19 protein-coding genes and 6 pseudogenes are annotated in these 24,349 nt (G+C 55.4%); 14 read left to right on the forward strand and 11 right to left on the reverse strand.

Translation table 11 applies throughout. The annotated features are described in order from the left end of the window. Nucleotides 1–27: 27 nt before the first annotated feature. From BS629_RS10510 to BS629_RS10530, 5 genes are all read right to left on the reverse strand, one after another. Nucleotides 28–1,029 (reverse strand): hypothetical protein, encoded by a 1,002-nt coding sequence (locus tag BS629_RS10510; RefSeq protein ID WP_077988171.1) that lies wholly within the window; start codon nt 1,027–1,029, stop codon nt 28–30. A 137-nt stretch (nt 1,030–1,166) separates the two neighbouring features. After that, nucleotides 1,167–1,640: a hypothetical protein gene (locus tag BS629_RS38220; RefSeq protein WP_131624556.1), complete on the reverse strand. Its 474-nt coding sequence runs from the start codon at nt 1,638–1,640 to the stop codon at nt 1,167–1,169. A gap of 177 nt (nt 1,641–1,817) precedes the next feature. After that, nucleotides 1,818–2,222, reverse strand: coding sequence for a hypothetical protein (locus BS629_RS38225; protein WP_131624554.1), 405 nt, complete (start codon nt 2,220–2,222; stop codon nt 1,818–1,820). Nucleotides 2,223–2,466: 244 nt separating this feature from the next. Then, the gene (locus BS629_RS10525) at nt 2,467–2,745 is read right to left on the reverse strand and encodes a hypothetical protein (protein WP_018068327.1); all 279 of its coding nucleotides are present in this window, start codon (nt 2,743–2,745) and stop codon (nt 2,467–2,469) included. Nucleotides 2,746–2,854: 109 nt separating this feature from the next. After that, a complete protein-coding gene (locus BS629_RS10530) occupies nt 2,855–3,523 on the reverse strand; it encodes a hypothetical protein (RefSeq protein WP_131624552.1) in 669 nt (222 codons plus the stop codon). Nucleotides 3,524–4,180: 657 nt separating this feature from the next. On the opposite strand from BS629_RS10530, the pseudogene BS629_RS10535 reads away from it, so the two are divergent. After that, nucleotides 4,181–4,306, forward strand: a pseudogene (locus BS629_RS10535) (transposase); the annotation flags it as partial. Nucleotides 4,307–4,361: 55 nt separating this feature from the next. Here the strand turns inward: BS629_RS10535 and BS629_RS10540 are convergent. Then, nucleotides 4,362–4,805 (reverse strand): annotated as a pseudogene (locus BS629_RS10540) (transposase); the annotation flags it as partial. 59 nt (nt 4,806–4,864) lie between these two features. Here BS629_RS10540 and BS629_RS10545 point away from each other — a divergent pair. From BS629_RS10545 to BS629_RS10555, 5 genes and pseudogenes are all read left to right on the forward strand, one after another. Next, complete coding sequence (locus BS629_RS10545) at nt 4,865–6,079, forward strand: IS256 family transposase (protein WP_077988175.1); 1,215 nt, start codon at nt 4,865–4,867, stop codon at nt 6,077–6,079. A 366-nt stretch (nt 6,080–6,445) separates the two neighbouring features. Further along, on the forward strand, nt 6,446–6,610 hold the full coding sequence (locus BS629_RS38895; RefSeq protein WP_158081455.1) for a hypothetical protein: 165 nt from the start codon (nt 6,446–6,448) through the stop codon (nt 6,608–6,610). A gap of 12 nt (nt 6,611–6,622) precedes the next feature. Further along, nucleotides 6,623–7,246: pseudogene (locus BS629_RS40500) on the forward strand (GMC oxidoreductase); the annotation flags it as partial. A gap of 129 nt (nt 7,247–7,375) precedes the next feature. After that, nucleotides 7,376–7,483: pseudogene (locus BS629_RS40325) on the forward strand (GMC oxidoreductase); the annotation flags it as partial. A gap of 99 nt (nt 7,484–7,582) precedes the next feature. Further along, nucleotides 7,583–8,701, forward strand: coding sequence for a ferritin-like domain-containing protein (locus BS629_RS10555; RefSeq protein WP_077988176.1), 1,119 nt, complete (start codon nt 7,583–7,585; stop codon nt 8,699–8,701). Between the two features lie 292 nt (nt 8,702–8,993). Here the strand turns inward: BS629_RS10555 and BS629_RS10560 are convergent. Together BS629_RS10560 and pdxR are read right to left on the reverse strand one after the other, a co-directional pair. Then, a pseudogene (locus BS629_RS10560) lies at nt 8,994–9,787 on the reverse strand (AMP-binding protein); the annotation flags it as partial. Between the two features lie 131 nt (nt 9,788–9,918). Then, complete coding sequence (gene pdxR / locus BS629_RS10565; RefSeq protein ID WP_077988177.1) at nt 9,919–11,397, reverse strand: MocR-like pyridoxine biosynthesis transcription factor PdxR; 1,479 nt, start codon at nt 11,395–11,397, stop codon at nt 9,919–9,921. 79 nt (nt 11,398–11,476) lie between these two features. On the opposite strand from pdxR, the gene BS629_RS10570 reads away from it, so the two are divergent. Both BS629_RS10570 and BS629_RS10575 read left to right on the forward strand, forming a co-directional pair. Then, a complete protein-coding gene (locus BS629_RS10570) occupies nt 11,477–12,712 on the forward strand; it encodes a trans-sulfuration enzyme family protein (protein WP_077988229.1) in 1,236 nt (411 codons plus the stop codon). A gap of 181 nt (nt 12,713–12,893) precedes the next feature. Then, nucleotides 12,894–13,599, forward strand: a pseudogene (locus tag BS629_RS10575) (IS6 family transposase). A gap of 209 nt (nt 13,600–13,808) precedes the next feature. On the opposite strand, the gene BS629_RS10580 reads toward BS629_RS10575, so the two are convergent. Together BS629_RS10580 and BS629_RS10585 are read right to left on the reverse strand one after the other, a co-directional pair. Next, a complete protein-coding gene (locus tag BS629_RS10580) occupies nt 13,809–15,014 on the reverse strand; it encodes an aminotransferase class V-fold PLP-dependent enzyme (RefSeq protein WP_077988178.1) in 1,206 nt (401 codons plus the stop codon). A gap of 163 nt (nt 15,015–15,177) precedes the next feature. Beyond that, nucleotides 15,178–16,098, reverse strand: coding sequence for a LysR family transcriptional regulator (locus tag BS629_RS10585; protein WP_077988179.1), 921 nt, complete (start codon nt 16,096–16,098; stop codon nt 15,178–15,180). 180 nt (nt 16,099–16,278) lie between these two features. On the opposite strand from BS629_RS10585, the gene BS629_RS10590 reads away from it, so the two are divergent. From BS629_RS10590 to BS629_RS10625, 6 genes are all read left to right on the forward strand, one after another. Beyond that, the gene (locus BS629_RS10590) at nt 16,279–16,662 is read left to right on the forward strand and encodes a RidA family protein (protein WP_077988180.1); all 384 of its coding nucleotides are present in this window, start codon (nt 16,279–16,281) and stop codon (nt 16,660–16,662) included. 63 nt (nt 16,663–16,725) lie between these two features. Next, nucleotides 16,726–17,748, forward strand: coding sequence for a carbon-nitrogen hydrolase family protein (locus tag BS629_RS10595; protein WP_018484255.1), 1,023 nt, complete (start codon nt 16,726–16,728; stop codon nt 17,746–17,748). A 5-nt stretch (nt 17,749–17,753) separates the two neighbouring features. Next, nucleotides 17,754–18,740 carry a molybdopterin-dependent oxidoreductase gene (locus BS629_RS10600; RefSeq protein WP_028734623.1) on the forward strand — a complete coding sequence of 329 codons (987 nt, stop codon included), beginning with the start codon at nt 17,754–17,756 and terminating at the stop codon, nt 18,738–18,740. 1,580 nt (nt 18,741–20,320) lie between these two features. Next, nucleotides 20,321–21,028 carry a hypothetical protein gene (locus BS629_RS38900; RefSeq protein WP_158081456.1) on the forward strand — a complete coding sequence of 236 codons (708 nt, stop codon included), beginning with the start codon at nt 20,321–20,323 and terminating at the stop codon, nt 21,026–21,028. Between the two features lie 205 nt (nt 21,029–21,233). Then, entirely contained in the window at nt 21,234–21,947 is a 714-nt protein-coding gene (locus BS629_RS10620; RefSeq protein WP_077988181.1) for a GntR family transcriptional regulator, read from the forward strand. 209 nt (nt 21,948–22,156) lie between these two features. After that, nucleotides 22,157–22,909: a hypothetical protein gene (locus BS629_RS10625; protein WP_245315078.1), complete on the forward strand. Its 753-nt coding sequence runs from the start codon at nt 22,157–22,159 to the stop codon at nt 22,907–22,909. A gap of 342 nt (nt 22,910–23,251) precedes the next feature. Here BS629_RS10625 and BS629_RS10630 read toward each other — a convergent pair whose 3' ends face one another. After that, a complete protein-coding gene (locus tag BS629_RS10630; RefSeq protein ID WP_017958604.1) occupies nt 23,252–24,322 on the reverse strand; it encodes a hypothetical protein in 1,071 nt (356 codons plus the stop codon). Nucleotides 24,323–24,349: the final 27 nt, after the last annotated feature.

Raw genomic sequence — 24,349 nt, forward strand, 5'->3', positions numbered from 1 at the left:
AGAATCCAGGTGGGTCAAAACTTGGCATCACGCTTCCTCCGGGTCGGGTAAAACATGGGCGTCGACATCCATGCGTAGAAAATCAGTGATCTCAAGAGTGCTGGCGATCGGCAATGTCAGACCGAACTCCGACAAGGGGCGCTTACGGAACTGCCGACGTCTGGATTCGGCCAGCCGAAAAATTTCGTCAAAGCCATCTGCCGTACCCAACTTCTCGGTGAGCTTCGTCCAATGGGTCTCGATCATCGTTGCGAACGACTGTTCCCAGCCGCTTGGATCGACGTCCCATAGGGAGAGGAACTCTGCCCCCATTTCGCCTCCGGGATCGCGAACGGCCTGAACGAAAAGCGCCTCGCCGCTGCCGTCCAGCTTCATTTGGGTGGGGAAAAACCGCAGCAGATATTCTCGTTTTCGGGAAAAGATCGGGTTCTGGAAATCGACCATAAGCAAACAGGCTGCCAGGCGACGGGACAGAACACCTCTTCCCAGCAGGCCGGCTAGAATAACCCGGTCCTCCAGAGACGGCTCCGGAACGGCGAAGGCGAAATCGACATCCCCTTGAACCACGACGCCCCCGTCCTGCCGTTGGACGGCGTATCGACTGAGGCAATTCGTATAGAACGCGCCCGGAACTTTCAGACGCTGGATGTTCGCAGGTATGTTCAGTTCATCAAGCAGGCACTCTGTGTTCAAGAAGAACGTCGTGGGCAAGCGAAGCAGCTCATCTGGCGCCAGTGATGCCGACTGTTGAGGAGAGGATGTAAGATTGACCGTCGTCGTCGTGACAACTTGTCGTAGGAAGCTCTGGGCATTGGAAAGGATGCCATTTTGAGCCTCACGATCGAATCTCGATTTCGTCCAACGGGAGGTGCCAGAGCGCACGATAAGTTCGAGATCCTCAGCACCCTTGACCTGCGAACTGTGGTAGAGAGTGTCTGATCGCAACGGATCGTCAGGAGCAAAGATCTCGTCTTGAATCGGCGACGCCTGAGAGTGCCAGTGTAGCCATGGCACTTTCAGCTCTTTCATGACCGGTCCGCCGTTACATGGCTGTCGAACGGACCGCGCCCCCGGGTTGGCGCTTGTAGCGAATGCCACGAGTTCCCAGCCCAAGACCAGGTTCCACTACGCCGCTCGTAAAAATTATAAGCGCCTGCGACCGGATCCTAGGCAAAAACCTGTAAAAAGATGCCGCTGGAATTGAAAGGAGGCGCCGTCGATACGAATATCTCGGCATCTTGTTCGCGGTGCCGTGTCACAACCAGCCTCAAATGGCGATCTAGATCTGCAGTGGAAGGATCCCAGGCAATTTGCCCGCCGTCTGTGACCCGATAGATCCGCTGATCTGGGAGCGCATCTGGGCCGACAACAGCATCAAGGACAGCCAGCAATTCAAGCAGGGTCTCCGGCCGGTGCCCGGGAGCAAGGACCAGCTTCGCAAAAGCGTCATTGACTGGTGAAGCTTCTGCCCTTGGATCGAGCACCGACGCCTTACGGTCGATCCCTAGGATAAAGCGCGCCGCGGCGCCGGTCGGTGTATCCTTTAGGGGATCGGCGAGCCCGTCACGAGACAGCCCGGAGGCATTCCGGTGGTAAGGAAAATTACGAGTGGGAAATCTTGAGGCGCCTTCAAACTTCATGTTTGTCACCACTGCGTTTTGGTGGTTGGCCGCTGAATTCTTTTACTGCTTTGTCTCATTAGGGCTCGGCTCTGGCCTTTCGAGAGCAACCCCCGATTTAGCTTACCGGGGGCGGGCCACGCTCACCTACGAACCCAAGCTCATGGCAGCCTATGTCCGGCCCTCCCGCAAAGGCACCTAGTTGAGTGGAATCGCTTCCACATTCGCCGGAGCTGTTGCACCGTTCGAACCAGCGGTCCCCTTATTCGCCAGAACACGATATTGGATCATGTTCTTGCCTGAGATGACCTTTCCTTGAATCGTCGAGATCTTCAGTTCACCGGCCACTGAATAGTCGTTGCCGGTATTGATGCTTTGAGCGATACGATCCGCCATATCTGCGATCGTCGAAACAAGTGTTTTAATGTTATCCTCTGACAGGCCTACGTTCTTTAGAAGGTGGCGTATTTTATCATAACCTGCCTCAACGCCGCCGAAAAGATATCGGAAGAAATTCAGGTTCCCCTTTCCATGGACGCTTTCATAATGTTGGACCTCTTCACGAGCTGATGCCGAAAGAAGGGATTTTGAACAGCGCGTCAATATCCTGAGCTTCTTGGCTCGTCAGTGCTGGGACCTTAATTTCTGCGTCCACCCAGCCCTCTGAATGCGCTGGATCGTATAGTCGATGCCCGAATTTATTCCGTCGCCATGAGCATCGACCGATAATGAATCTTCCGCTTACGGGCCTTGAGCGCCATCAGGAGCTAACACCCCATGCAAAAGCGAAAATTGTATTTTCTGAACTGCCATTGATTTTAACCCTTCAGGAGGAATCTTCGTGGATTTAGACTTTTGGTTCGCCAAAAAAAATGTGGCTGCGGTAGTGGTGATCTACGTCATGGTAGTGCCGATAGCCACCGATCACATGGGCGTCGTCCTTCCAAATGCCCTGGCCTCGGCTGAGCTCCTTCGCCAGGGTATTAGCCTTTGATTTGGTCGTATATACGTCCTTGCCGTCCTTCAGCCGCTGTATTGCTTGCGCCTTATCGATCCCATGAAGACGATAGATCTTTACGCTTTTATTTACGCCTTTAGATATTATCTGCGCTGGGTAGTAATCCATGCCCGTACAACTCCTTTCTGACGACGTTTAATGGCTTTAGTGCTGCCATGGTTTGTGAATCGTCTGTCCGCAATACAGGAGCCAAGCCACGTTCGGCGAGCGCGATACATCAGGAGTATAGTGTGCCAACTACCGGCAGGCTGTCGCCGTCATTTGTATTGAGGTGTACTTTGGGAGCCAAAAATCGCAGTTGCTTGTGATATTGCCCTTGTTGGATTGTTGCATCCATAACGATTGCAAAGAGACTACCGGTCACGTCATAATCGAAGTCGCGGTTATATATAGTGCCCTTGTAGTTGAACGTTGACTCGTTCTGAGCGATCTCCATCATGCCGTTAACGATTTTCCGCTGGTCCTCCGCACTCAGGCCCCAACCGTCCAACGTGTGTTTGACATCACTATAACTTGCTGACACGCCGCCCGACCAAAAAGCGAAGAATCCTAAGCCTCCGCTAACGTTCGTCGATTCTGTTTCCTCAAATTTATGAGAATGCGAAGCGTCAAGCATTCCTTTTATCATGTTGTTCAATGCAATCACGTCTGATGGAGTAACACACTGAAGTTTAATATTTAAGGCGACATCAATTTGCCCATGTGCAGGCACTGTATACATCACGCCTATGAGCTGTCCGCGACCGTATGAGGTAATTGATACTCCGTTCTCAACGGCCGGATCGGATCTAAATACAGAAATATGGTGCAGTACTGTCTCTATTCTTCCGACATTCGTGATTGGTTCAAATGTTAAGATGCGTGCTTTTCTAAGTCTGCCGTTCATTACATCCTCCAAAAGTTGATCCATCGCTCCAAGAAGCCAGTCTTTTGAGACCTTCTCAATTGCAAGGCGGACAAATTTGCGTAGAATCAGGCAGCCGGCCTCCATGTCTTGCAATTTGTCAACTGTCTGCATAACTGGAGTAGGTTGAGGCTGTCCGGCATAACACTGATGCCATCTTCTAGTAACGAACGTGCCGTCTCCCAATCCTTCGCGTCTATCGCCGTCCAGATGCGATCGATCAGGGATTGTTCAGCGGAGTCCATTGAGGGAGCTGTTTCACCTACCTTTAGGTTGGGCATGCTTGGCGTTCCTTCATGTGTTCGAAGCAATGCGGTTATCCCGCAATGCGGATGCGGAGGCCGTTCCGCTGCCTCGCAATAGCTCTCAAGATTCGTGCCAGGCAGGCCGATTGAGATGACGAACAATAATTCGCTGCGATTCCAGTTATGTGGCGCGAAAATACGCGATTGACAACAAGGGCGCCTGTCACGTAACCGACAAAGGTAGCGACAATGCCGCAACGTCATGACGTACCCCAATTGAATAGGCCAATTGGAATTTGCCAGTTACGATCCCTGACGGTACTGGTAACCCTCCCCGCCATTAAGGGGCTTCAAAAGTGGAATTTTCTCCGGCTTTATGATCGAGGAGATTTCGATGAAGACGAGCAGATTTAGCGAACCACAAATCCTTGCCATTCTTCGCCAGGCGGAAGGCGGTGTCCCTGTACCCGAGCTTTGCCGGGAACATGGCATGAGCACGGCGTCATTTTACAAATGGCGATGGCGTTGGTGCACGGATGTGGAACTGAAGGGATGGGGATCTTTGAAACGGCTGATTATGGCTTGGCTGCCTTGCGGCGGACGGCTTTCGGGCGTGCGAAAGCAAGCATGCGGTTGAGGACGGCGCAGCCGATGGCGACTTCGGTCTGCTGACCAGGCAGCGACCTGGCCCGCAGACGCCGCCCGATGACGGACTTGTATCGCCCGATTGCCGTCTCAACCAGCGAGCGTTAGCCGTAGCCGTTAGAGACCTGCCATTTCATCCGGCCGTCACTGTTGATTGCGGCGATATGCCGGTTCCGTTGGCCGGGAGGTCTATCGTCGCTTGGCTCGACCGCGTTGGCGCGAGGCGGAATGACGATAGCCGCCGCCGCGCTATGATCGATGACTGCCTCGTATGTAGGTTTTCCATCATAGGCACCGTCGGCTGTGAACTGTCCGATCGGACCGCCAATCTGGTCCAGGAGTGGCGCAACTTGAGAGACATCGCCAGCATCCTGATGGGACTGTCAGGAATTTCGTGTACGGGCGTGCATAATGGGTACGAAGGAGACCACCCATGGCACGACGGAAAGAGCCTATCATCGCGGACAGCATTTTGGACCAGCTTCTCGCCGGTTCTGATGCGAAAACGGCTTTCGAGAGCAACGGTCTGCTCGATCAGTTGAAGAAGGCGCTGGCGGAGCGGGCGTTGAATTCGGAGATGGATCATCATCTCTCCGACGAAGAGACCGTCGGCAACAGCCGCAATGGCTACGGCCGCAAGACAGTGCTGACGGATAGCGGCTCTTTGGAGCTTTCCATCCCGCGCGACCGGCAGTCGAGCTTTGATCCTCAATTGCTTGCCAAGTATCAGCGCCGCTTGCCTGGCTTCGACGAGAAGATCGTGTCGATGTATGCGCGTGGGATGAGCACGCGTGAGATCGTGGGGCATGTCCAGGATCTTTACGGGATCGACGTGTCGGCCGACTTGATCTCGGCCGTCACCGACGCGGTGCTGGACGAAGTTGCGACCTGGCAGTCGCGGCCTCTGGAGCCGGTCTATCCGTTGGTGTTCTTCGATGCGCTGCGGGTCAAAGATCAGAGACGAAGGCCATGCAAGGCGGTGCACATCGCGCTCGGCGTGCGCGGCGATGGCACGAAAGAGATGCTCGGCCTGTGGATCGAAACGAATGAGGGTGCCAAATTCTGGCTGCGGGTGATGAACGAGATGAAGAACCGCGGCGTCGAGGACATCCTGATCGCCGTCGTCGACGGCCTGAAGGGCTTTCCAGACGCCATCAATGCCGTCTTCGCGCAAACGACGGTGCAGACCTGCATCGTCCATCTGCTGCGCGATTCTCTGGATTTTGCACCATGGAAGGACCGCAAGGATTTGGCCCGCGAGCTGAAAGCAATCTACGGAGCCATCGATGACAAGGCGGCGGAGGCGGCGCTGACAACGTTCGAGGGTGGCTTTTGGGGTCGGAAATTCCCAGCCGTCGCCCAGATCTGGCCGCGAGCCTGGCAGGAGGTCATCCCCTTCTTCGCCTTTCCAAGGGATGTTCGCCCGATCATTTACACCACCAACGCCATCGAAGCCCTAAATTCCAAGCTGCGTCGCGCCGTCCGGGCAAGAGGTCATTTTCCGAGCGATGAGGCGGCGACAAAACTGCTCTACCCGGTCTTGAACAGATCGGAGAAAGAGTGGAAAATGCCGCCGAGGGAGTGGGCGATGGCAAAATCCCAATTCGCCATTCTCTTTGCGGACCGCTTTCAGGCCGCAAGGGCGTAAGAGCAAATGTTCAACCGCACGCCCGTACACGAAGTTCCTGACAGTCCCTCCGAAACCTCTTCGTCCCATCCCAGACCAACCGCTCCGCAGCACAAATTCGAACCCATCGACGCCAGGCAATGGCCGCGTGGGAAGCCGTGAGTGCACGGCCTGCCTGAAAAGCGCAGGCTCGGCCTCACGTGGCCACATTCAAACAACGTGACACCGCCCATCCGGGAGCCGGCGGCGCAATCATCTCGAAACAAAGGACGACCTCATCGGAAACGGCAACAAACTGAGCAATAGTACTTATTTACGACATCACAAATATAGCTAGTCTAGCGGCGTCTTGTCCCGCCAAATTTCAATCAATTGTGGAGTCAGCCGATGACAGCAGCGTTTTGGAGTCAGCCGACGACAGTTGCGGATTTGACCAGTACAGGCGTGGCCATCGGCGCTCTTGCGCGTGTGGTTACTCTGACACCTGCCTTCGCGCAGACCGACTTGGTTGCGTTGTCGCGCTATTTTCCTGATGCGGCTTTGCTGGAATGATGGAGGATCAAAGTGCTTTTCCCACTCGAATCAGCGCTGAAGGCGGATTCCAAGTCTGTCGCAGCGTCTGGCGACTACGATATCGTCGTCGTTGGTTCCGGCATTTCCGGAGCTATAATTGCCAAGCAGGCTGCAGAAGCTGGCAAGCGTGTCCTTGTGCTTGAAGCCGGAACCGGTGCCAATAGCTCTTTGGCAGGCTATAACGATCTGCTGACGACCTTCTATTCGGCAGCCACCAAGGATAACCAGTCGCCCTTTCCGCTGAATGCGAACGCGGCCATGCCCCGCAGCACGCAGCTTCGCAAGCTGCAGGCGGGGGAAACCGATAGCTCGACCTATATCGTTCAATCCGGACCTTAAGCGGCAATATGCGGCCCATCCTGTCGTTCACGGCTCCGGAATATACCATGAAGGGTGCCGCCTATGGCCGCCAGTTTGCGCGCACCGTCTTTACGCGTCTGGGCGCGCAGGATCATACCCATTACGACCCTAGCGATTTCGGCTGTGTGGCCTATGAGGCAAGGCTATGCGATCCGCGGCGGCAATCATCTGGCCGGCACCCACATCATGGGAACGACGAAGACCAATTCCGTCGTGGACAAGAACCAGCGCAGCTGGGACCACGAAAACCTCTATCTGGTGGGCCGATTCGGTATAGCCAATGTCACCTTGACGCTGGCCGCCACGTGCTTCCGAAGCAGTCGCGACATTCTGAATATCTGCACTGAACAAAGACCAATATCCGATACGCGGAACGAACTGCNTCTGGTGGGCGGCGGCAGCATGCCGACGATCGGCACGGCCAATGTCACCTTGACGCTGGCCGCCATGTGCTTCCGAAGCGGCCGCGACATTCTGAAGTCTCTGCACTGAACAAAGACCAATATCCGATACGCGGAACGAACTGCGGGACTCGACGCAAGCGACACGAAGCCGGACTGTGCACCTAACTATATTCCAGGGAGCTTGAGGATGGATCCTTATGGCATTAAGACGCTCGATGAGCTGAAAGAGTTTCTCCACCGTGCGATGCAGCTCGAACATGCGACGATTCCGCCGTATCTGACTGCACTTTACTCGATTAAGCCCGGTGTAAACCGGGATGCGGCGCAAGTTCTTCGCGTGATCGTCGTGGAAGAAATGCTGGATTTGACCATTGCGGCCAATATCCTCAATGCCATCGGTGGCACGCCGGATCTTACTAGGCCAGATTTCGCGGTTAACTATCCCGCCTCGCTCCCTGACGGCGAGACCGACTTTAAGGTCAGCATACAGGCTTTCAGCCGTGAAGCGCTGGCGACATTCTTGAAAATCGAGCGGCCGGCCCGGCGCCCCGAACATCTCGCTGGCATGGGCCTGATACAACGCAAGAACTCCCCGCATATCACAGCGCTTGGCAGTGATCCGAGGCACGAAGATCTCCATTTTTACAGTATTGGCGAGTTCTATTCGGCAATCGCAGACGGCATCAAATACTTAGAAGCCGAAGCGCGCCGGGCGGGCACAACGATTTTTATCGGCGACAAGTTTCGGCAGATTACCTCGGAATATTATTATTCCGGCGGCGGTGAGTTGTTTCCCGTGACCGATCTGAAAAGCGCCCTCGAAGCCATAGAGCTCATCATGGAACAGGGGGAAGGTGACGGTGGTGGTATCTACGACGATGACGAGCACGAACTGGCCCATTACTATCGTTTCGATGAACTGGTCAAAGGCCGCTATTACCGGAAAGGTGATCAGCCCGACCACCCCACGGGTCCGCATTTGCAGGTCGACTGGGAAGGCGCTTATGCCATCAAACCGAACCTCAAGGTGGCGGAAATATCCAAAGGCTCGGAATTGCGTGAGGCGGCGACCGACTTCAATACATGTTATGGCGAGTTTCTGGAGCTTTTGACGCGTGCCTATAATGGCCAGCCGAGCTTGCTGCTGGAAGCCGTTCCGATCATGTTCGAATTCCGCAATATAATCGTTGAACTGATCCGCAATCCCCTGCCGGGCCATCCCGGTAAGTACAGCAGCCCCACCTACGAGATTCCCCACAGTGCCAAACAGGCAGCTGTCACCGGGCAGGCGGAGGTGATCGCATGAGTAGCCGTTTCGATGCATTTCTCGACCTTTCTGTCGAATTGACGGCCGTTTCCCGCTTCGATCTTTTGGGAGGGGGCCTGGCGGAACTCTCGACACGCTCGACACGGTGGTCGGGAGCGAGGTCGCCGACACGCTGCTCACCGCCCTTCGTCACCTTGCCCCATCCGTTCAGTTCCACATCCGTGCACCAACGCCAGAAAACATAAGACATAAAATCACTGTTCCTCTTCGCATTCAGATGGGAGATCGCACGACAGCCGAGCCGTACTAAACCGCGCGGGCCGCGGGCCGTTCAATCCACGGGGACCGGCAATTTTAACAATGATTGCCGGTCGATCTTGCCTGTTCCGGTCTTCGGCAGTTCGGCGACATACTGAATTATGCGTGGGTATTTGTGGGGCATCAAAGTCGATTTCACGTAGTCGCGCAGGATGCGGGTTTGCACATCGCCGTGCACTGCGCCATCGCGCAATTTCACCGCGGCCCGCAATGTCATACGGCGATCCTCCAATTTCATGTGCGAGGATGGCGCACTCATGCACGTAGGGATGTTCGTTGAGGCAGCGTTCAACCTCCATCGGCCAGACCCATTGCCCGGAGACTTTGATCAAATCGTCGGTGCGACCCAGAAAGTAATAATAACCATCCAGTCTCCACGCATCGTCTCGCTCGTCTTGTCGGCGCGGTTCCAATAGCAAGGCGCGGAAGAATGACCGCGGATGAGCATTGCGCCCTCCTCGCCCGGTTCTACCGGCTCACCATCTGGCGTGACGAGCCTGATTTCGTAGCCCGGAACGCGCGCGCCGGCGGCACCGATACGGTGATCGTCGAGTTGATTGGAAAGATAGATGTGTAAAAGCTCGGTCGAACCCAGCCCTTCGGTCGGACCGTGCCCGGTAAGATGTTTCCAGGCATTGTAGATGTCTTCCGGGAGGATTTCGGCCGCCGACTCGATTGCCGCAGCGACGAGAGATCCGTTGTCTTGGCTGAATTTGCGCGAACTAGAGCAGTGTAGAGGGTCGGCAACCCAAAAAGTACGGTTGGTTTGAACGTTTCGACCATGTCCAGCACGGCCTCAGGCGCGGGGAACTGGCCTTCCGCACAGTGCCAGTTTGATCCCTTGTTGCTGGTCCAGTCTCCCACTTTGCATCCGAGTGGCTGTCATGCAGCACCGCCTCTCGCATTTTCCTCGGTTTTGGCGATGCCGAATGCAACTGTCAGAATTGCTCTTTCACTGTGTCGACCGCTGCCAGAAGGAGATGAACCCCCTTCTCGATCTGCTGTGGGGTCAGGGCTGAATACCCCATTACAAGCCCGAGCTTGTCTGCCGTCGCCTCATCTGGTTGTGGCTCATAAAGGGCTGAGATGCCATGAACTCCAATGCCGGCGCGTTGTGCGGTTTCCTGCAAAGCCGTCTCGGACGACTTCGGCAATTCGTTGAACCAGACCACAACATGCAATCCGGCATCAGCGCCTTCCACCGTGACCCGCTCGCCGAATGCGCACTGCAGTGCTTTCAACAACGTCTCACGGCGGTCTCTGTTCAGCCGCCGTACGCGGCGCACATGGCCTTCATAACCACCGCGTTCGATGAAAGCCGCCAAGGCTTCCTGCTCGGTCACCGGCGAATGTCTGTCGAACAGTTGCTTGGCGGTTGCGAACACGTCCTGCAGTTTCGGCGGCACAACGAGATATCCGATGCGCATCATCGGCGACAGCGTTTTGGAAATCGTACCGAGATAGATGACGTTGCTTCCAGCCTCCAGACTATGAACAGGAGGCACCGGACTGATGTCATAGCGGTATTCGCTGTCGTAATCGTCCTCAATCACGTAGGCGTTGTTTTCCCGCGCCCATTCGAGAAGTTGATGACGGCGAGAAATCGGCATCACGCCGCCAAGCGGAAACTGGTGGGAAGGGGTGACATAGGCCAGATGAACCCGTACTCCCTCCAAGAGCTCGGTCTTCAGACCCTCGCCGTCGACGGCGAGGGGGACCGGAGAGGCGCCGGTGCTGGCGAAGATCTGACGAGCCATTCGATAGCTAGGGTTTTCGATGACGAACTCGCTGCCAGGGTCGAGCAGAAGCCGTGCGCAAAGGTCTAAGCCTTGCTGGGATCCGTTCACGATGATGATTTGCTCCAGATCGCACTGCAATGTTCTGGCGCGCCAAAGATATCCTCGCAGGGCTTGCCGTAAACGCCGCGATCCTCGCGGGTCATCATAGGCAAGTCGGCTCGGTCGCTGAGCGATGACCGCATTGACAGCTTTCTTCCAGGCAAGCGCCGGAAAATCGGATGGAGCGAGGTCTCCGTAACGGAAATCAATCATAAGTGAGTTGGGCAAACAATCGAGCCATGGCGGTGTCGCCCGAAGTCTTTCGCCATAGGCCGACAGGCGCTGAGCACCCTGCTGCTTGAGCCTGGCATCGCTCGGACGCTGTCCGAATGGAAACGCTGCAACCCGCGCGCGGGCACCTTGGCGCTGCTCCACGAAGCCCTCCCCCGCAAGCTGCTCATAGGCGACTGTCACCGTCGTTCGCGACACACCAAGTTCATTCGCCAGATTTCGCGATGATGGCAACTGACCGCCAGCTTCATAAACGTGGCTCAGGATCTGATCCTTGAGCGCCTCGTAGATCTGGCGTGCTCCCATTTTCGCGTGCTTGGCTACTGCCTGGCTTTCCAACTGGACCATTTTCTTTCCGCAGAACTGGATGTTTCGAGCGGACCAGTATGCTGCCACTGTGGTCGGAAGCAAAGAGGATACCGAACCAATGACGGCCAGCAGCGAACAAGACAATGTCCAGGACCACTCCGATCCGTCGCATGGCGCGCGTCTCGGATTTGATACCCGCGCAATCCATCACGCGTTCGATCCTGCTGACTTCTCAAGAGCAGTGCAGCCACCTGTCTTTCTGACATCGACCTATGGCTTTGAGAGCGTTGCGGCAAATGATGCCGCCGCAGCGCTCGGGGGCAGGCTGTATGCCCGCGAATATAACCCGACCACAGAGATCCTCGAGAAGAGGCTCGCCAACCTGGAAGGGGCCGAGGCAGGGCTTGTGGTATCGACCGGAATGGCCGCGTTCGGCACCCTGGTCCTATCTTTGCTGTCGCAGGGAGATGAGCTTGTCGTGCACAAGACGCTCTATTCGAATACGGTTGCGATGGTCGAGCAGTGTCTGCCTCGCTTCGGGATCAGGGTAGTCCCGGTTGACCTATCGAATCCGAACAATCTCGACGCGGCGATCACAGATAAAACCCGTTTGGTCTATTTCGAGACGCCGGTAAATCCGCTAAGCGCCATCCTCGATATCTCCGCCATCGCAGCGCGCGCCCATGCGCGGAATGTAAAGGTCGCGGTCGATAGCACTTTCGCTTCGCCGTCACTGCAGCGCCCGATCGAGCACGGCGCAGACATTGTGCTGCATTCGCTGACGAAATACATCAACGGGCACGGCGATACCCTGGGCGGAGCGCTGCTTGGAGACGCTGAAACACTCCATACGCTGCACGAAACCGGCCTGCGCTACATCACAGGGGCGACATTGTCGCCGCACTCTGCATTCCTGATCCTGCGCGGCCTGAAGACGCTGTCTCTGCGGATGGAGCGACACAGTGCTTCGGCACTGATAGTCGCGCACATGCTTGAGGCGCATCCCGCCGTTGCCTGGGTGAGCTATCCCTTCCTGGACTCCCATCCCGATCATACGATCGCCCACAAGCAAATGACGCAGGGGGCCGGCATGCTTGCTTTCGGCCTTCATGCGGGCTTCGACGGTGCACGGACGATGCTGGACCGGCTTCAACTGCTGACGCGCGCCGTGAGCCTGGGGGACACGGACAGTCTCATCTATCATCCGGCCAGCATAACCCGGGCGCGCCAGGCGCTCCGGAAAGATGCTCATCTGATCGAAGGAGTTGGGGAAGACCTCGTCCGTCTCTCGGTCGGGCTTGAAGATGTCAGCGACCTCGTCGCCGATCTGCGTCAGGCTCTGCAAGATTTATGACGTGGCAGGGCTCAATCGATAACCAACGTCTCGGCAAATGAGACGAACCCCGGAGTATAAAATGAAATTTTTGAGCGGCCTGTCCGCGTTCCCTATCACGCCCATGGATCGCGACGGCCAGATCGATGCGGAAGCGGCATCGTCAACTTAACGGAATGTGGAATTCGATGTGCGATGAAGGTTGATGACAGACCGTGATCCACTCTATCGTCGACATTGCTTTCCCGCTGAAGTTATTGCCCACGCCGTGTGGCTCTATTTCCGTTTCCCTCTGAGCCTGCGAATGGTCGAGGACTTGCTGGCTGCCCGTGGGATCATTGTCTCGCACCAGACCGTCCGGCTGTGGGCGGAGAAATTCGGCCACACCTTTGCCAACGAGATCCGTCGTCGATCATCCGGTCGGCTTGGGGACAAGTGGCATCTCGATGAAGCCGTTGTTTCAATTCCGCGGCAAGAAGCATTGGCTGTGGCGCGCAGTTGATCAGGACGGTTTCGTCCTGGAGGTTCTCGTACAAAGCCGCCGAAATGCAAAGGCCGCCAAGCGCCTGATGCGCAAGCTCTTGAAGGGTCAGGGACGGTCGCCGCGTGCGATGATCACCGACAAGCTGCAGTCCTACGGCGCAGCAAAGCGAGAGATCATGCCGGGTGTAGATCATCGCTCCCACAAAGGGTTGAATAATCGGGCGGAGAATTCTCACCAACCAGTCCGGCGGCGAGAGCGGATCATGAAGCGCTTCAAGTCACAGCGACATCTACAACGCTTCGTCTCCATCCATGATCCGATCGCCAACCTATTTCAAATCCCGCGCCACGACATCTCCTCCGGCCACCATCGCGAACTGCGCACGGCGGCGATGAGCCTGTGGGCGAAAATTGCCCGAGCATGAGAGATATCTGCGGATGGCGTCTTTCGCTGGCCTTTCATCCCTTAAGTTTACGATGCCGGCGGGATTGGCAGATGCGCCTGCCATGATCTGCCTAACAGGTACGGACAGTTAGGGCTTGGTCTTAGCATGCAGTCACGACTTGATGTAAGGTCGCATCAACTGCTTTGCCTCTTGAAAAAATCCGCTCATTCGTCAGGCGAGCACATCAGCTACGAGGCAATACCAGCAATCGCTTCCAGGAATGCATCGATCTCTTCCTCGGTATTGTAATAATGTGGCGACGTTCGCACCACGGGCGGGAGTTGTCGCGTAGAGGCGTCGACGGGTGTACTGGAAGGAGGGGAAACTGAGACGTTGATTCCCTTGCCTGTCAAATAAGCCATGACAGCTGACGAGTCCCAGTCGTTGACAGTGAATGAGATGATGGACGCAAGGGGCGTCCCGAGATCATGTACGGACACGGCACGCATCCCCCTCAGGCCTTCGCGAAGCTTTGACGAAAGGTGATTGCAGCGCTCTTCGATATTTTCGAGCCCAATGTCGAGCGCGTAGTCCACTGCTGCCCGCAGGCCGAGACGAACCGAATAGTTCTTCTCCCACGTTTCAAAACGTCTGGCATCAGGTCTCAATTCGTATCGATCCGGTGCAGTCAAAGGCGCACCATAGAGATCGATCATGGCTGGCTCGATCTTCTCCAGGACGGATTTGCGCATGTACATGAAACCAGTGCCCCGCGGCGCACGGAGAAACTTCCTGCCCGTAGCGGTAAGGATGTCGCAGCCAAGGGCGTTAACATCCATCGGGATTTGCCCCGCGGCTTGGCATGCGTCGAGCAGATAGAGAATGCCATTTTCGCGCGCTATTCGGCCGATCGCTGCTGCTGGATTGATAAGCCCGCCGTTGGTCGGGATCCAGGTGACCGCTATCAACCGAACGCGATCATCGATCATTTTCGCCAGTGCGTCCGGATCAAGGACCCCAGAAGCGTCATTCGGAATGACTTCGATCGATACGCCGGTGCGCTTGGCAACCTGCAGAAAGGCGATGTAGTTGGCTGCAAATTCGGCACTTGCCGTCAGGATCCGGTCTCCAGGTCCGAAAGAGAGGGAATAGAAGGCGCGTTGCCAAGCGATCGTCGCATTTTCAGCTATCGCAATCTCGTCGCGGCCACAGTTTACGAATGTAGCCAAGCTGTCATATGTCCCCTCCAGTAGAGAGTTGGACTCAGCTGCGGCTTCGTATCCGCCGATCTCCCCTTCCCGCCTTAGGTACCCAACCACCGCTTCAATAACAGGGCTCGGCATCAGCGCAGCGCCAGCATTGTTAAGGTGGTTTCTGTTTTTTGTGCCGGGGGTATCAGCACGCAAGCGAAGAAGGTCCAAAGTCTTGCGAGCGTTGCGGCTGATTTGCGACATGAGGGATTCCTTCCTTTGATCGAGCGTAAATCTTGTTGACGCAATCGGCGTTGTCACGGAAGCTGACAACTTCGCAACCCGATGTGCAGAATTGAGCGACGGGGCGTAAGCGTCCGCCAATTCAGCCGGCCAGAGCGCTCCGCACAGTCCGATTTGCGAAACTTCACGAAGACCAAGGTGAGTTTCTCAGAAGGCGTTGTTCGTCACGACGTAGCAGCTCTTTCACGAATTGCTTTACGGCTCTCACTCTTGGAAGATAAGCTAGATCCTGGTGTGCTGACATCCAGATCTCGCGCTCGCCGCTCAGTTCGTCGAGCACTGGAACGAGACCCAGGTTTAGACTGAGTGCGAATTCGGGAAGGGCTACAATTCCTGCGCCCGCAGACGCCGCGAACATCTGCGACATCATGCTATTTGAGCTGAACGCTATTTTTGGGGTGGGTACGAGTTCCTCTAGCCAGAGCACGCTTTCAAGCTGAATCAGCTCCTCGATATAGCCAACAAAGCGGTGCTCGCTAAGATCCGCCGCTTGAGAGGGAACTCCATTGCGCTCAAGATAAGCCTGCGAAGCGAATAAGCCAGTCTTGAAACGTCCGATCAGCTGACTGTCCAGAGAAGTTCCATGGGGCTTGAAGAAGCTTAGGAATAAATCCGCTTCCCGGCGAGCGACCCGAACCGTTTGCGGCGATGTTACAAGCTCGAGGTCAAGATCAGGGTGCCGGCTACTGAGTTCAACGAGGCGCTCGGAGAGATAAAGCGTTGCGATGCCTTCCATGGTGGCCAATCTGACTGTGCCGCGTATTTCGTCACGATTGCTTACGTCGCTGCGAAGAGCATTCACGCCGTTCTCGATTTCCTCCGCTCGCCGCATTGTAACCAGGCCGGCCGGTGTCAGCAGAAGTCCGTCCTTGGTCCGCTCGACGAGTGCACCGCCAACCGTATATTCCAGACGAGCAAGCCGGCGAGATACGGTGGAATGGCTGACTTTTAGTTCGCGAGCGGCGCCGGTCACGCTCTTGCACCGGACGACGATGAGGAAGAGTTTGAGATCGTCCCAATCAAGATGATCGATTGCAGTCGCCATGCTACCTCCGTCTATTTTTGCACAGGGTAGTGCATCCTATTCGGGTTGGCTCGCAAATTCGTTTTGATAGTTTCAAACGTGCTGTGCCGCTGTATGTGTGGTGCGCAGTGAAGCAAAATATCTTGCGGAAACGCTTATCGCCAGCAGCCCGCACTACTTGAACCTACCTTGGGAGAACGCATGTCCAGACGAACTGTGAATGCTTTAACCGCTGCGGCAGTGGGACCGTATTCGCACGCGACATGGGCCGGCGATCTTCTGTTCTGCTCCGGCCAGACACCGCTAGACCCCGGCACCGGCAAACTTGTCGACGGAAATGTAGCCGACCAGACACGCCAGTGTTTCGATAATCTGTTTCAAGTCCTTGAGGCAGCGGGCCTGGGGTCGGATGATGTCGTATCCGTCAATGTCTATCTCACCGACATGGGTGACTTTGGCCAGATGAATGAGATTTACGCGACGCGTTTTTCATCGCCCTACCCGGCCCGCACCACAATCGGCTGCGCCAGCCTGCCGCTTGGAGCACGCATTGAAATCGGTCTAACAGCAAAGCGGCAATCTTGAGCCTGCCTTTGCCGAGCTAGTCGAGATGGCTGATGGCGAGCCTGGATCTGTAGAGGAATGTCGATGGGAAACATGAAATTCTGGGCCGCGGCTGCTCATATTGCCCCCGTCTATCTCGATCCTGGGGCGAGCGCGGAAAAAGCTTGCTCGGTGATAGCAGAGGCTGCCCGAAACGGCGCGTCGCTCGTGGTATTTTCGGAGAGCTTTCTACCCGGTTTCCCTGTCTGGGCAGCACTTTACCCGCCCATTCAATCGCACGAACATTTCAAACGCTTCTTGAAAGCTTCGGTGTACATTGACGGCCCGGAAATTGAGCGTGTGCGAAAGGCCGCCTCCGATAACGGTGTTTTCGTTTCAATCGGTTTTTCCGAGCGCAACCCGGCAAGTGTCGGAGGTTTGTGGAATAGTAATGTTCTGATTTCCGATACCGGCCAAATCCTGATCCACCATCGAAAACTGGTCGCAACCTTCTTTGAAAAACTAGTTTGGGATCCGGGCGATGGCGCAGGGTTGGTCGTCGCAAACACGAGAATCGGTCGCATTGGCGGCCTAATTTGCGGGGAAAATACAAATCCGCTCGCGCGCTACAGTCTGATGACGCAAGGCGAGCAAGTTCATATAAGTAGCTATCCGCCGATCTGGCCCACTCGCGTTCCCACAGAAAGCGACAACTACGACAACCGAGCTGCCAACCGCATCCGTGCCTCTGCGCACTGCTTCGAGGCCAAGTGCTTCGGGATCATCGTGGCGGGGCACCTGGACGAAGTCGCACGCAAAGCCATTGCCTTGGATGATCCTGCGATCGAAGCGATCATAGATGCCAGTCCGCGGGCCACTAGCTTTTTCCTAGGGCCGACTGGAGCGGCAACTGGTGACGAAATGACCGACGAAGGTATCGGCTATGCCCAAATCGATCTCGACGACTGTGTTGAGCCGAAACGATTTCACGACGTCGTTGCTGGTTACAACCGATTCGATATTTTCGACGTCACCGTGAACCGGATGCGTCGAAACCCAATCAGATTTTTGGAAGGCCGCGCTGAGGACGCTCTAACGAGCCCTGAGGCCGTGGCCATGCCGGAGTAAAGGTGATGGCGCGGACGGGTATGCACATGACCAAGAAGGGTTTCTCCTTCCAGGGCCCTGCCGACGGCGTTCATGCCCTTAAATCGTGGATCACCCCTGAAGATGATCTTTTTCTGGTAACGCATATGGGGTTCCTGGAGATCGACCCCGAGCATTGGCATTTGGATGTCGATGGCCTCGTGGGTAACCCGACGAGATTGCATCTGTCTGACCTTCAAGCAATGCCACAGCGCGAGTACATGTCGGTTCACGAATGCGCTGGAAGTCCGCTTGCTCCGACAGTGCCTAAACGCAGGATCGGAAATGTAATTTGGAAAGGTGTGCCGCTGTCGCTCGTTCTGGAACGCGCAAAGATCAGCAGCCATGCGTCCTACATCTGGACTTCCGGCCTCGAGTGGGGCGAATACGCAGATGTTGAAGAAGCTTATCAAAAAGACCTGCCGATCGGCAAAGCACTTGCAGAAGAAGTTATCCTCGCACTTGAGATCAACGGTCGGCCACTCACTCCAGAGCGCGGAGGACCGGTTCGACTGGTCGTGCCAGGTTGGTATGGTACAAACTCCGTAAAATGGGTTGGTTCGATCACGGCTGCGGATCGGCGCGCAAGCGGCGCCTATACGACGCGCTTCTACAATGACCCTGCGGCGTCGGGGATGAAGCCGGTTTGGGGGGTCGCCCCGGAGTCCGTTATCGTATCGCCGTCCCCAAATGATCTGCTGTCAGCGGACATGCCAACGAAAATATGGGGCTGGGCTTGGGGAGATCACCAGATCTCCAGCGTCGAGGTCAGCGTGGACGGTGGAGGCTCCTGGCGGACTGCCTCAGTAGGGCCGCGCGAAGGAAGGAGTTGGCAACGGTTCGAGTTGTCGTGGACCCCTACATCAGGCCAGAATATCTTGCTATGTCGGTGCACGGATGAATGTGGGGCGGGACAGCCGCTGACTGACGCGAGAAATGCGGTGCACACGGTTAAAGTTGAAGTTGATCCTTGACCCGGAGCCCACTGCGACATTGGGATGGGCGTCCACCGACGCACGAAAAAATCGAGATTTCTCGATGAGCCAGCGGCACTACGGTCTGCCAGATCGACAGGACAAGAGCTTTCCTGCGATCGGGTGGAACAGAGGCGGTAGCCCGCCGTCACACCGGCCCACGCATGACAAAAACCGCCTATTGAACGGCCGAGGCGATGATCGCGATCATGCGCTATAGATCAGCAGTTGTCGCAGCACCTGTCCGCGCTTGTCATCCGATCATTGGCGACACCAGGGCGCTTGTTTTGGAATGCGGACTGGTATCGTCATCATGGCCACCCGTCTTTCCCCTAGTCATCACGGGGTGCATTTCGTTTGTGACTCGATTGAGAAAACCATGCGCAAGAGCCCTCACTCCTGCCAAATCTGGGAGGCTCGCTGCCACGACCTCTTCGCCGATGTCCTCGGACTACCTACAATCTGGATACCTCATTCGTACGCCGATTGTGGGCAATATGGGCCCGACGAACACGCCTCGCTTTCTGTCACTCGCAAAGAAATTATGAAAATGACTGGTATTTTTCTCGACATCGGCGAATGTGCGTCGGCTCGTGGCTGCCATGGGGGGAGTAGGACATTAATCGGATGTACCTTTGCTGAATCTGCTGCGAGACTGTTCACCTCTGTAGGTACGCAACCGCCGGCGCGATAGTCTAGCGTGGCGCGCCCAACGATTCTCGCGGCGACAATTGCGTTCGCCGAATGTGCACGAATAGTAGCTGACCCTGCTACCTCATTCGGAAGACCAGATTCTCGGGAAAACCTTTCGCCTCCCAAGGCAGCGTGGTTGTCGTCGAACTTGTTTCGACGGCAGCCACGTGTTGTGGCTATGAGACCGCCTGTGTCGCGGGGATAAAAGTATCAATGGTCCGGGAGCGAGCGCCGGTGACTGGCGCGATAAGAATGCCGTTCGTTTTTGCTTTGCGGTGTGTCGCTCGCCCAGCGAAACTAGTCGGGTCCACCGCAAGGGAGCCAGAATGTCATCGTTTCCGACCTGACGAGAACGCCTTTTGTGCCGGCCGAATATAATGGTGGCCCGAGTAAACCGACTTCGGCGTAACCGGTGTTCTTCCCACGCGTTCTCCTGTCAGCGATCTGTGTTCGACTTTCAATACAAGAGCGAAGGAAGTGTCTTCGAGACTCCGATTCGGCCAATAAATTCAACTCACTGGCGATCGGCGCGATGGTGACGAAATACTCAATCCGACCAACTTTTCGGAGTTGTCAGATAGAGGGGAACTCTTCGTGCTGCTTGAGGGAGTCATAGCCGTACATGACCACTTCGAGCGTTGGCCATCACCAACGGAGATTGTCAGCTCGAACATTCGCGGACTCAATCAAACCTTCAGCTCGTATGAGAAAGACTATATCGTTTCGAGTTTTGTATTTGACGATTAAAGTATAAAGTTACGCTAGTGCGATTGGCCAAATATATAAAAAAATATATTATTGCTATATATTGATCTATGGCGGAGCGCCGTCTAGACCTGCTCAACACGCGCCAGGGGGACTACCCTGGTCAGCGACGGGAGGCTTAGATGAACCGACGTGACAAAATGCATCCAAACAAAGCCAGGCGTGATAGCCCGGAAATGAGGCTCGCCTTCCTCGATTGCGTACGTGTGGTTGCTCCACGGGGTGCTATACGCTGGCCGGCCGCACGGAACGACCATCTGAATGCGCTTCGCGAAGTCGCAGATAGCGGAAGATATTATCGGATTAACCGTCCCGTGGTGACCGGCACGGAGCCGAGCCTTGAAAAATTGCCGACATTGCAACAACCATCTGCCGAATACGAGGCAAGCATAGGCCTGGGCCTAACCAAGGCACTTCTCGCCACCAAACACGAACCGGAACGAATGGGCCAGATCACATGGTCTCTTTCAAAATCTGAACGTGTCTTTGATTGCGCTGGAGGTGATTCTGACAACGGCGAAACCATCGCTACTGATGGACACGTCGAGGCTCTCGCGAACCGCGGATACTCCAACACCCCCGATGCCTATTATCGGCTGGTTGATAGGAATAACCGATCGGAAAAATTGCTCATTGACGATGAGGCCGACACACGTCCACCGAAGAACTATCATGAACATGTTGATTTCGAAAACTGCCACCACATTGATGGCACTTGCAGGCCTTGGAGACACGGTTCGCTTAAAGCCGGCCGCTTACGCGAAATACGACAGGCGGTAGACATCGGACCAGCGCGCCATCCCGACGCAGCTTTGTGCCTATGGCATTGAAATTAGCGGCAGAATGCGATAGCTGCCAATTACGGCCGCGGCTGTAATGCAGGTGGTTGATGCCGTATCTGGTTCGGGCGCGAAACGCGGTGCCGGTGTTGGAAGGGCCGACTAATTCGACCTTCAATTCGAAGCGACCGTCCGGTCTCAATGCAAGAAGCTCCTGTAGGGTCCTTGAAGGATATCGACAGAGGAAAACTATCAAATGTGGTGTTGCAAGAACGCGCCCCAAGGTCGTGGGGGTGACCCAAATTTTTTTACTGAACCAGAACCTGCAAAGGCCGATATTGCCTACGAGGCTATTCGACGAATTCTCCACAGTAACGGTCGTGTGCCGGGGCAACATCTCAGGGAACAGGATCTAGCGTCTAAGCTCGATCTTGGTCGAACGCCAGTTCGCGAAGCACTTCAGCGGCTTGCAGCTGAAGGGAAGATCCAATACATCCCTCAAAGAGGCTTTTTCACGAGACCGATGTCGGAAAGAACTCTGTTAGATCTTTATGTTGTCGGACGTGAGACCCTGATCTCGGCATTAAATCGAATGCGGCCGCAGGTCCCAGAGAGCTGGACCGTGACGGATAAATTGTCCCCTGACGAACTCGCCTTAAGGGCAGAAGCGATATTCACTAAAGTCGCCCAAGAAGCATCGAATTGCGAGGCTTGCAAAATCGTCCACCGATTCTGTTTTTGCACTCACCCTCTACGAATGGAAATAACTGCGTCGGAACTTCGGCCCGCGTTTGTCGAAAGCCTCGAGAAGCTAATTGCCGCAATGTCTGAACTAGGCACGGCAACGACCCTGGTGGAGTCCGCGTTGGTGAACCACCTTGATCTAGAACAGGGTGCCGTCTCAAGGATTGTACAAGAGGTGAACGAACGTGGATTAACAGGTTTTCCGGGGCCTGCGAGAAGTTTGTGACATCGCATACCGTCATCTCGACGAATGATCCTAATCAACGAACCCGAAGAATCTTGTCGAGTGCCGCGCATATCTGCGGCTGCTGCGGGCAATCCAAAAGCCGACGTCGGCATTACCTACCAGCATTTTAATTATGTTGCCAAATCAAAGAGGCTGCCACCATCCCTTCAGCATTCCAGAATACAGCGCTGGCAAAGCGAAAGTTGCTCGTGTCCTATCGGGCAACGCCCTCCGCAGGTTTCCATTTGCCGCAGCTTGCCCAGGCCAGCTATGATGATCGAGCGACGTTTTCAGCCGAAGTCTCAAAAGACATTGTGCCAAAGATAATAACAGCCAACGGGATCGACGCTGCGACCTTGAGGACAGAGGTTACGCCAGGCGGGTATCTCCTCAAAACCAATGCATCGCTTCAGACCGAGGGTGATCTCGATGACGCCGCGGCGGATCGACTTGCCGGCTCCCTTGGCTACGTCTTCCGCCAATATCGCGTCCTTACCTCTCGCCTCAACGACACGACAGGTAAGACAGGCTTTGTTGTCGTGCGGTTTCCGCAGGGCAGCCTTAACGCCACCGTCGCGCAGAGATTCTTCGAGGCAGCGGACGCAACGAAAAAAGGCTTGGGCGGCGGATATGCCGTGTTCGGTGACGAGCAGATCTTCCTTAATGCAACGAATTCCGAAGGAAAGCCTTATAGCGGACTCGATGACGCAAGCTTCCAAGACGGATTGAGACGCGCAGCCGTATCGTTTGGCAGCCCCAAACCAATGGTTTCTTCCCTCGGCAATGCGACCGCGCGCTCTATTGGGAATGATTGGCAGAGGTCAACAAGAGGCGAGGGCTATCAAACTTTGCTCGGTGGATCGGACGGCGAGTTGGTGAGAAAGCTCGACGAGATCAGCAGGTGTTATGCATTCCTCCTCGCGAAGACAGCCGACAGCAAGGGCTGGGCCAAAGATGAATAAGGGCCGGACGAGGACCTACGCTCAAGTCGCTTAGCGAGTTCAAATGGCGTTTCGCAAAACGGATCTCGCAGTCGATACGATTTTGAGTGATCGTACGCCGGCCACCTGGGGCCGCGCCGGAGAAAATCTCACTGCTGCAATGCTCGAGAAATTCAAGACGGCTTAATCCTGCTTTGGTTCTAGAATATCTTAGCGCGGCGACGTCACAGCTTGAGTGGTCACCATCTTTGCTCGATCTGGCTCAGACATTTGCTGCGCAAGCGGCCGGGATTGCGGCATCGAGGTAGCTGAATCTGATGCCGTCTAATCGCCGTCGGAACAAATGAGAGTCGTCCAACATCGCTAGTCATAGCGTTCGATATTGGTGCGGATCCCATCACCAGCCACCGATTTTACATTCGACGGGGGATTACCAGGGCGAGCCGTGCCGCAGGGAGTCCTTATCTCGCCGGAAAGGTACTGGCCGCTGTTGCAGGGCAGCATGTTGACGTCGAGAAAGTCGCTCCTCTTCAGGGAGTTCTGATACGCTACAACTTCTTTTATCGACATCGGGGTCGAGAAGATCGTCGCTCCCTCAAATCCCGGCAACGCCTCTATTGGCTCAATCATGGGCGACGCCTGACCGGGCGCGGCTGCAGCGCCAATAACCCATGGTCCAACCGATCCGAAAATCACAGATTTCGGACGATCGGCTGGCGTACCAGAGCTGAAAGGAGAATGCGGAAACCCACTGTCGAGCACTGCCTCATCCCATTGGTAAGCTGTAAAAGCTAGAAAATAGGTATACGGCGCAAAACGGTCGATGCGCACTTTGCCGTCTGGAGTAAAGGTATAGTAAATCCACTCTGTGCCGGAGAATGCCCCTGTTGGCCCCACGACGTTCATATCCCAGGGCTTCTGCCACCATGCAATAGACGCCATGTCGCTTTGAAGCAGGCTTTTCGCAAAAGACCACTTTTGACCATTCGGATTGGGCGTGGCTCCCAACGCGAATGATAGGTAAGCATCGTTCGAATTAGAACTTAGAAGCGATAAGGCGCTACCGCCATTAGGAGCGGTATTTTCACGGGTCTTTTCGACCAAAAGGACAGTGAACCCCGTGTCCGGTCGGATCGACGCGCTTTGACTAGTCACGATTGACGCGTGCGGTGGAAAGTTGAAGGAAGTCTTGTTGGTATAGAAGTCAAATGCCTGCCTCGTATCTTCGGGCACCGGATAATCCGCTTCTGTCGCCGAGTCGTGGATGTACAGCTTTGGAAATTCCCAGAAAATTGGCACTACCTTCGGTGTGAGCGTCTGAGATACTTTGTCCGACGCGCTTCTAAGACAATTGGCTTCATTGGTGCATGATGCCCCTTGCCCTTCGCCAGCGACAAGACAGCCCAGCGTGGAAAACAACAGGAAGAATTTCATTCCATTATTCATCAAAACAATCCCGTT

This window comes from Rhizobium leguminosarum bv. viciae USDA 2370 (assembly GCF_002008365.1).
GTDB lineage: Bacteria > Pseudomonadota > Alphaproteobacteria > Rhizobiales > Rhizobiaceae > Rhizobium > Rhizobium leguminosarum.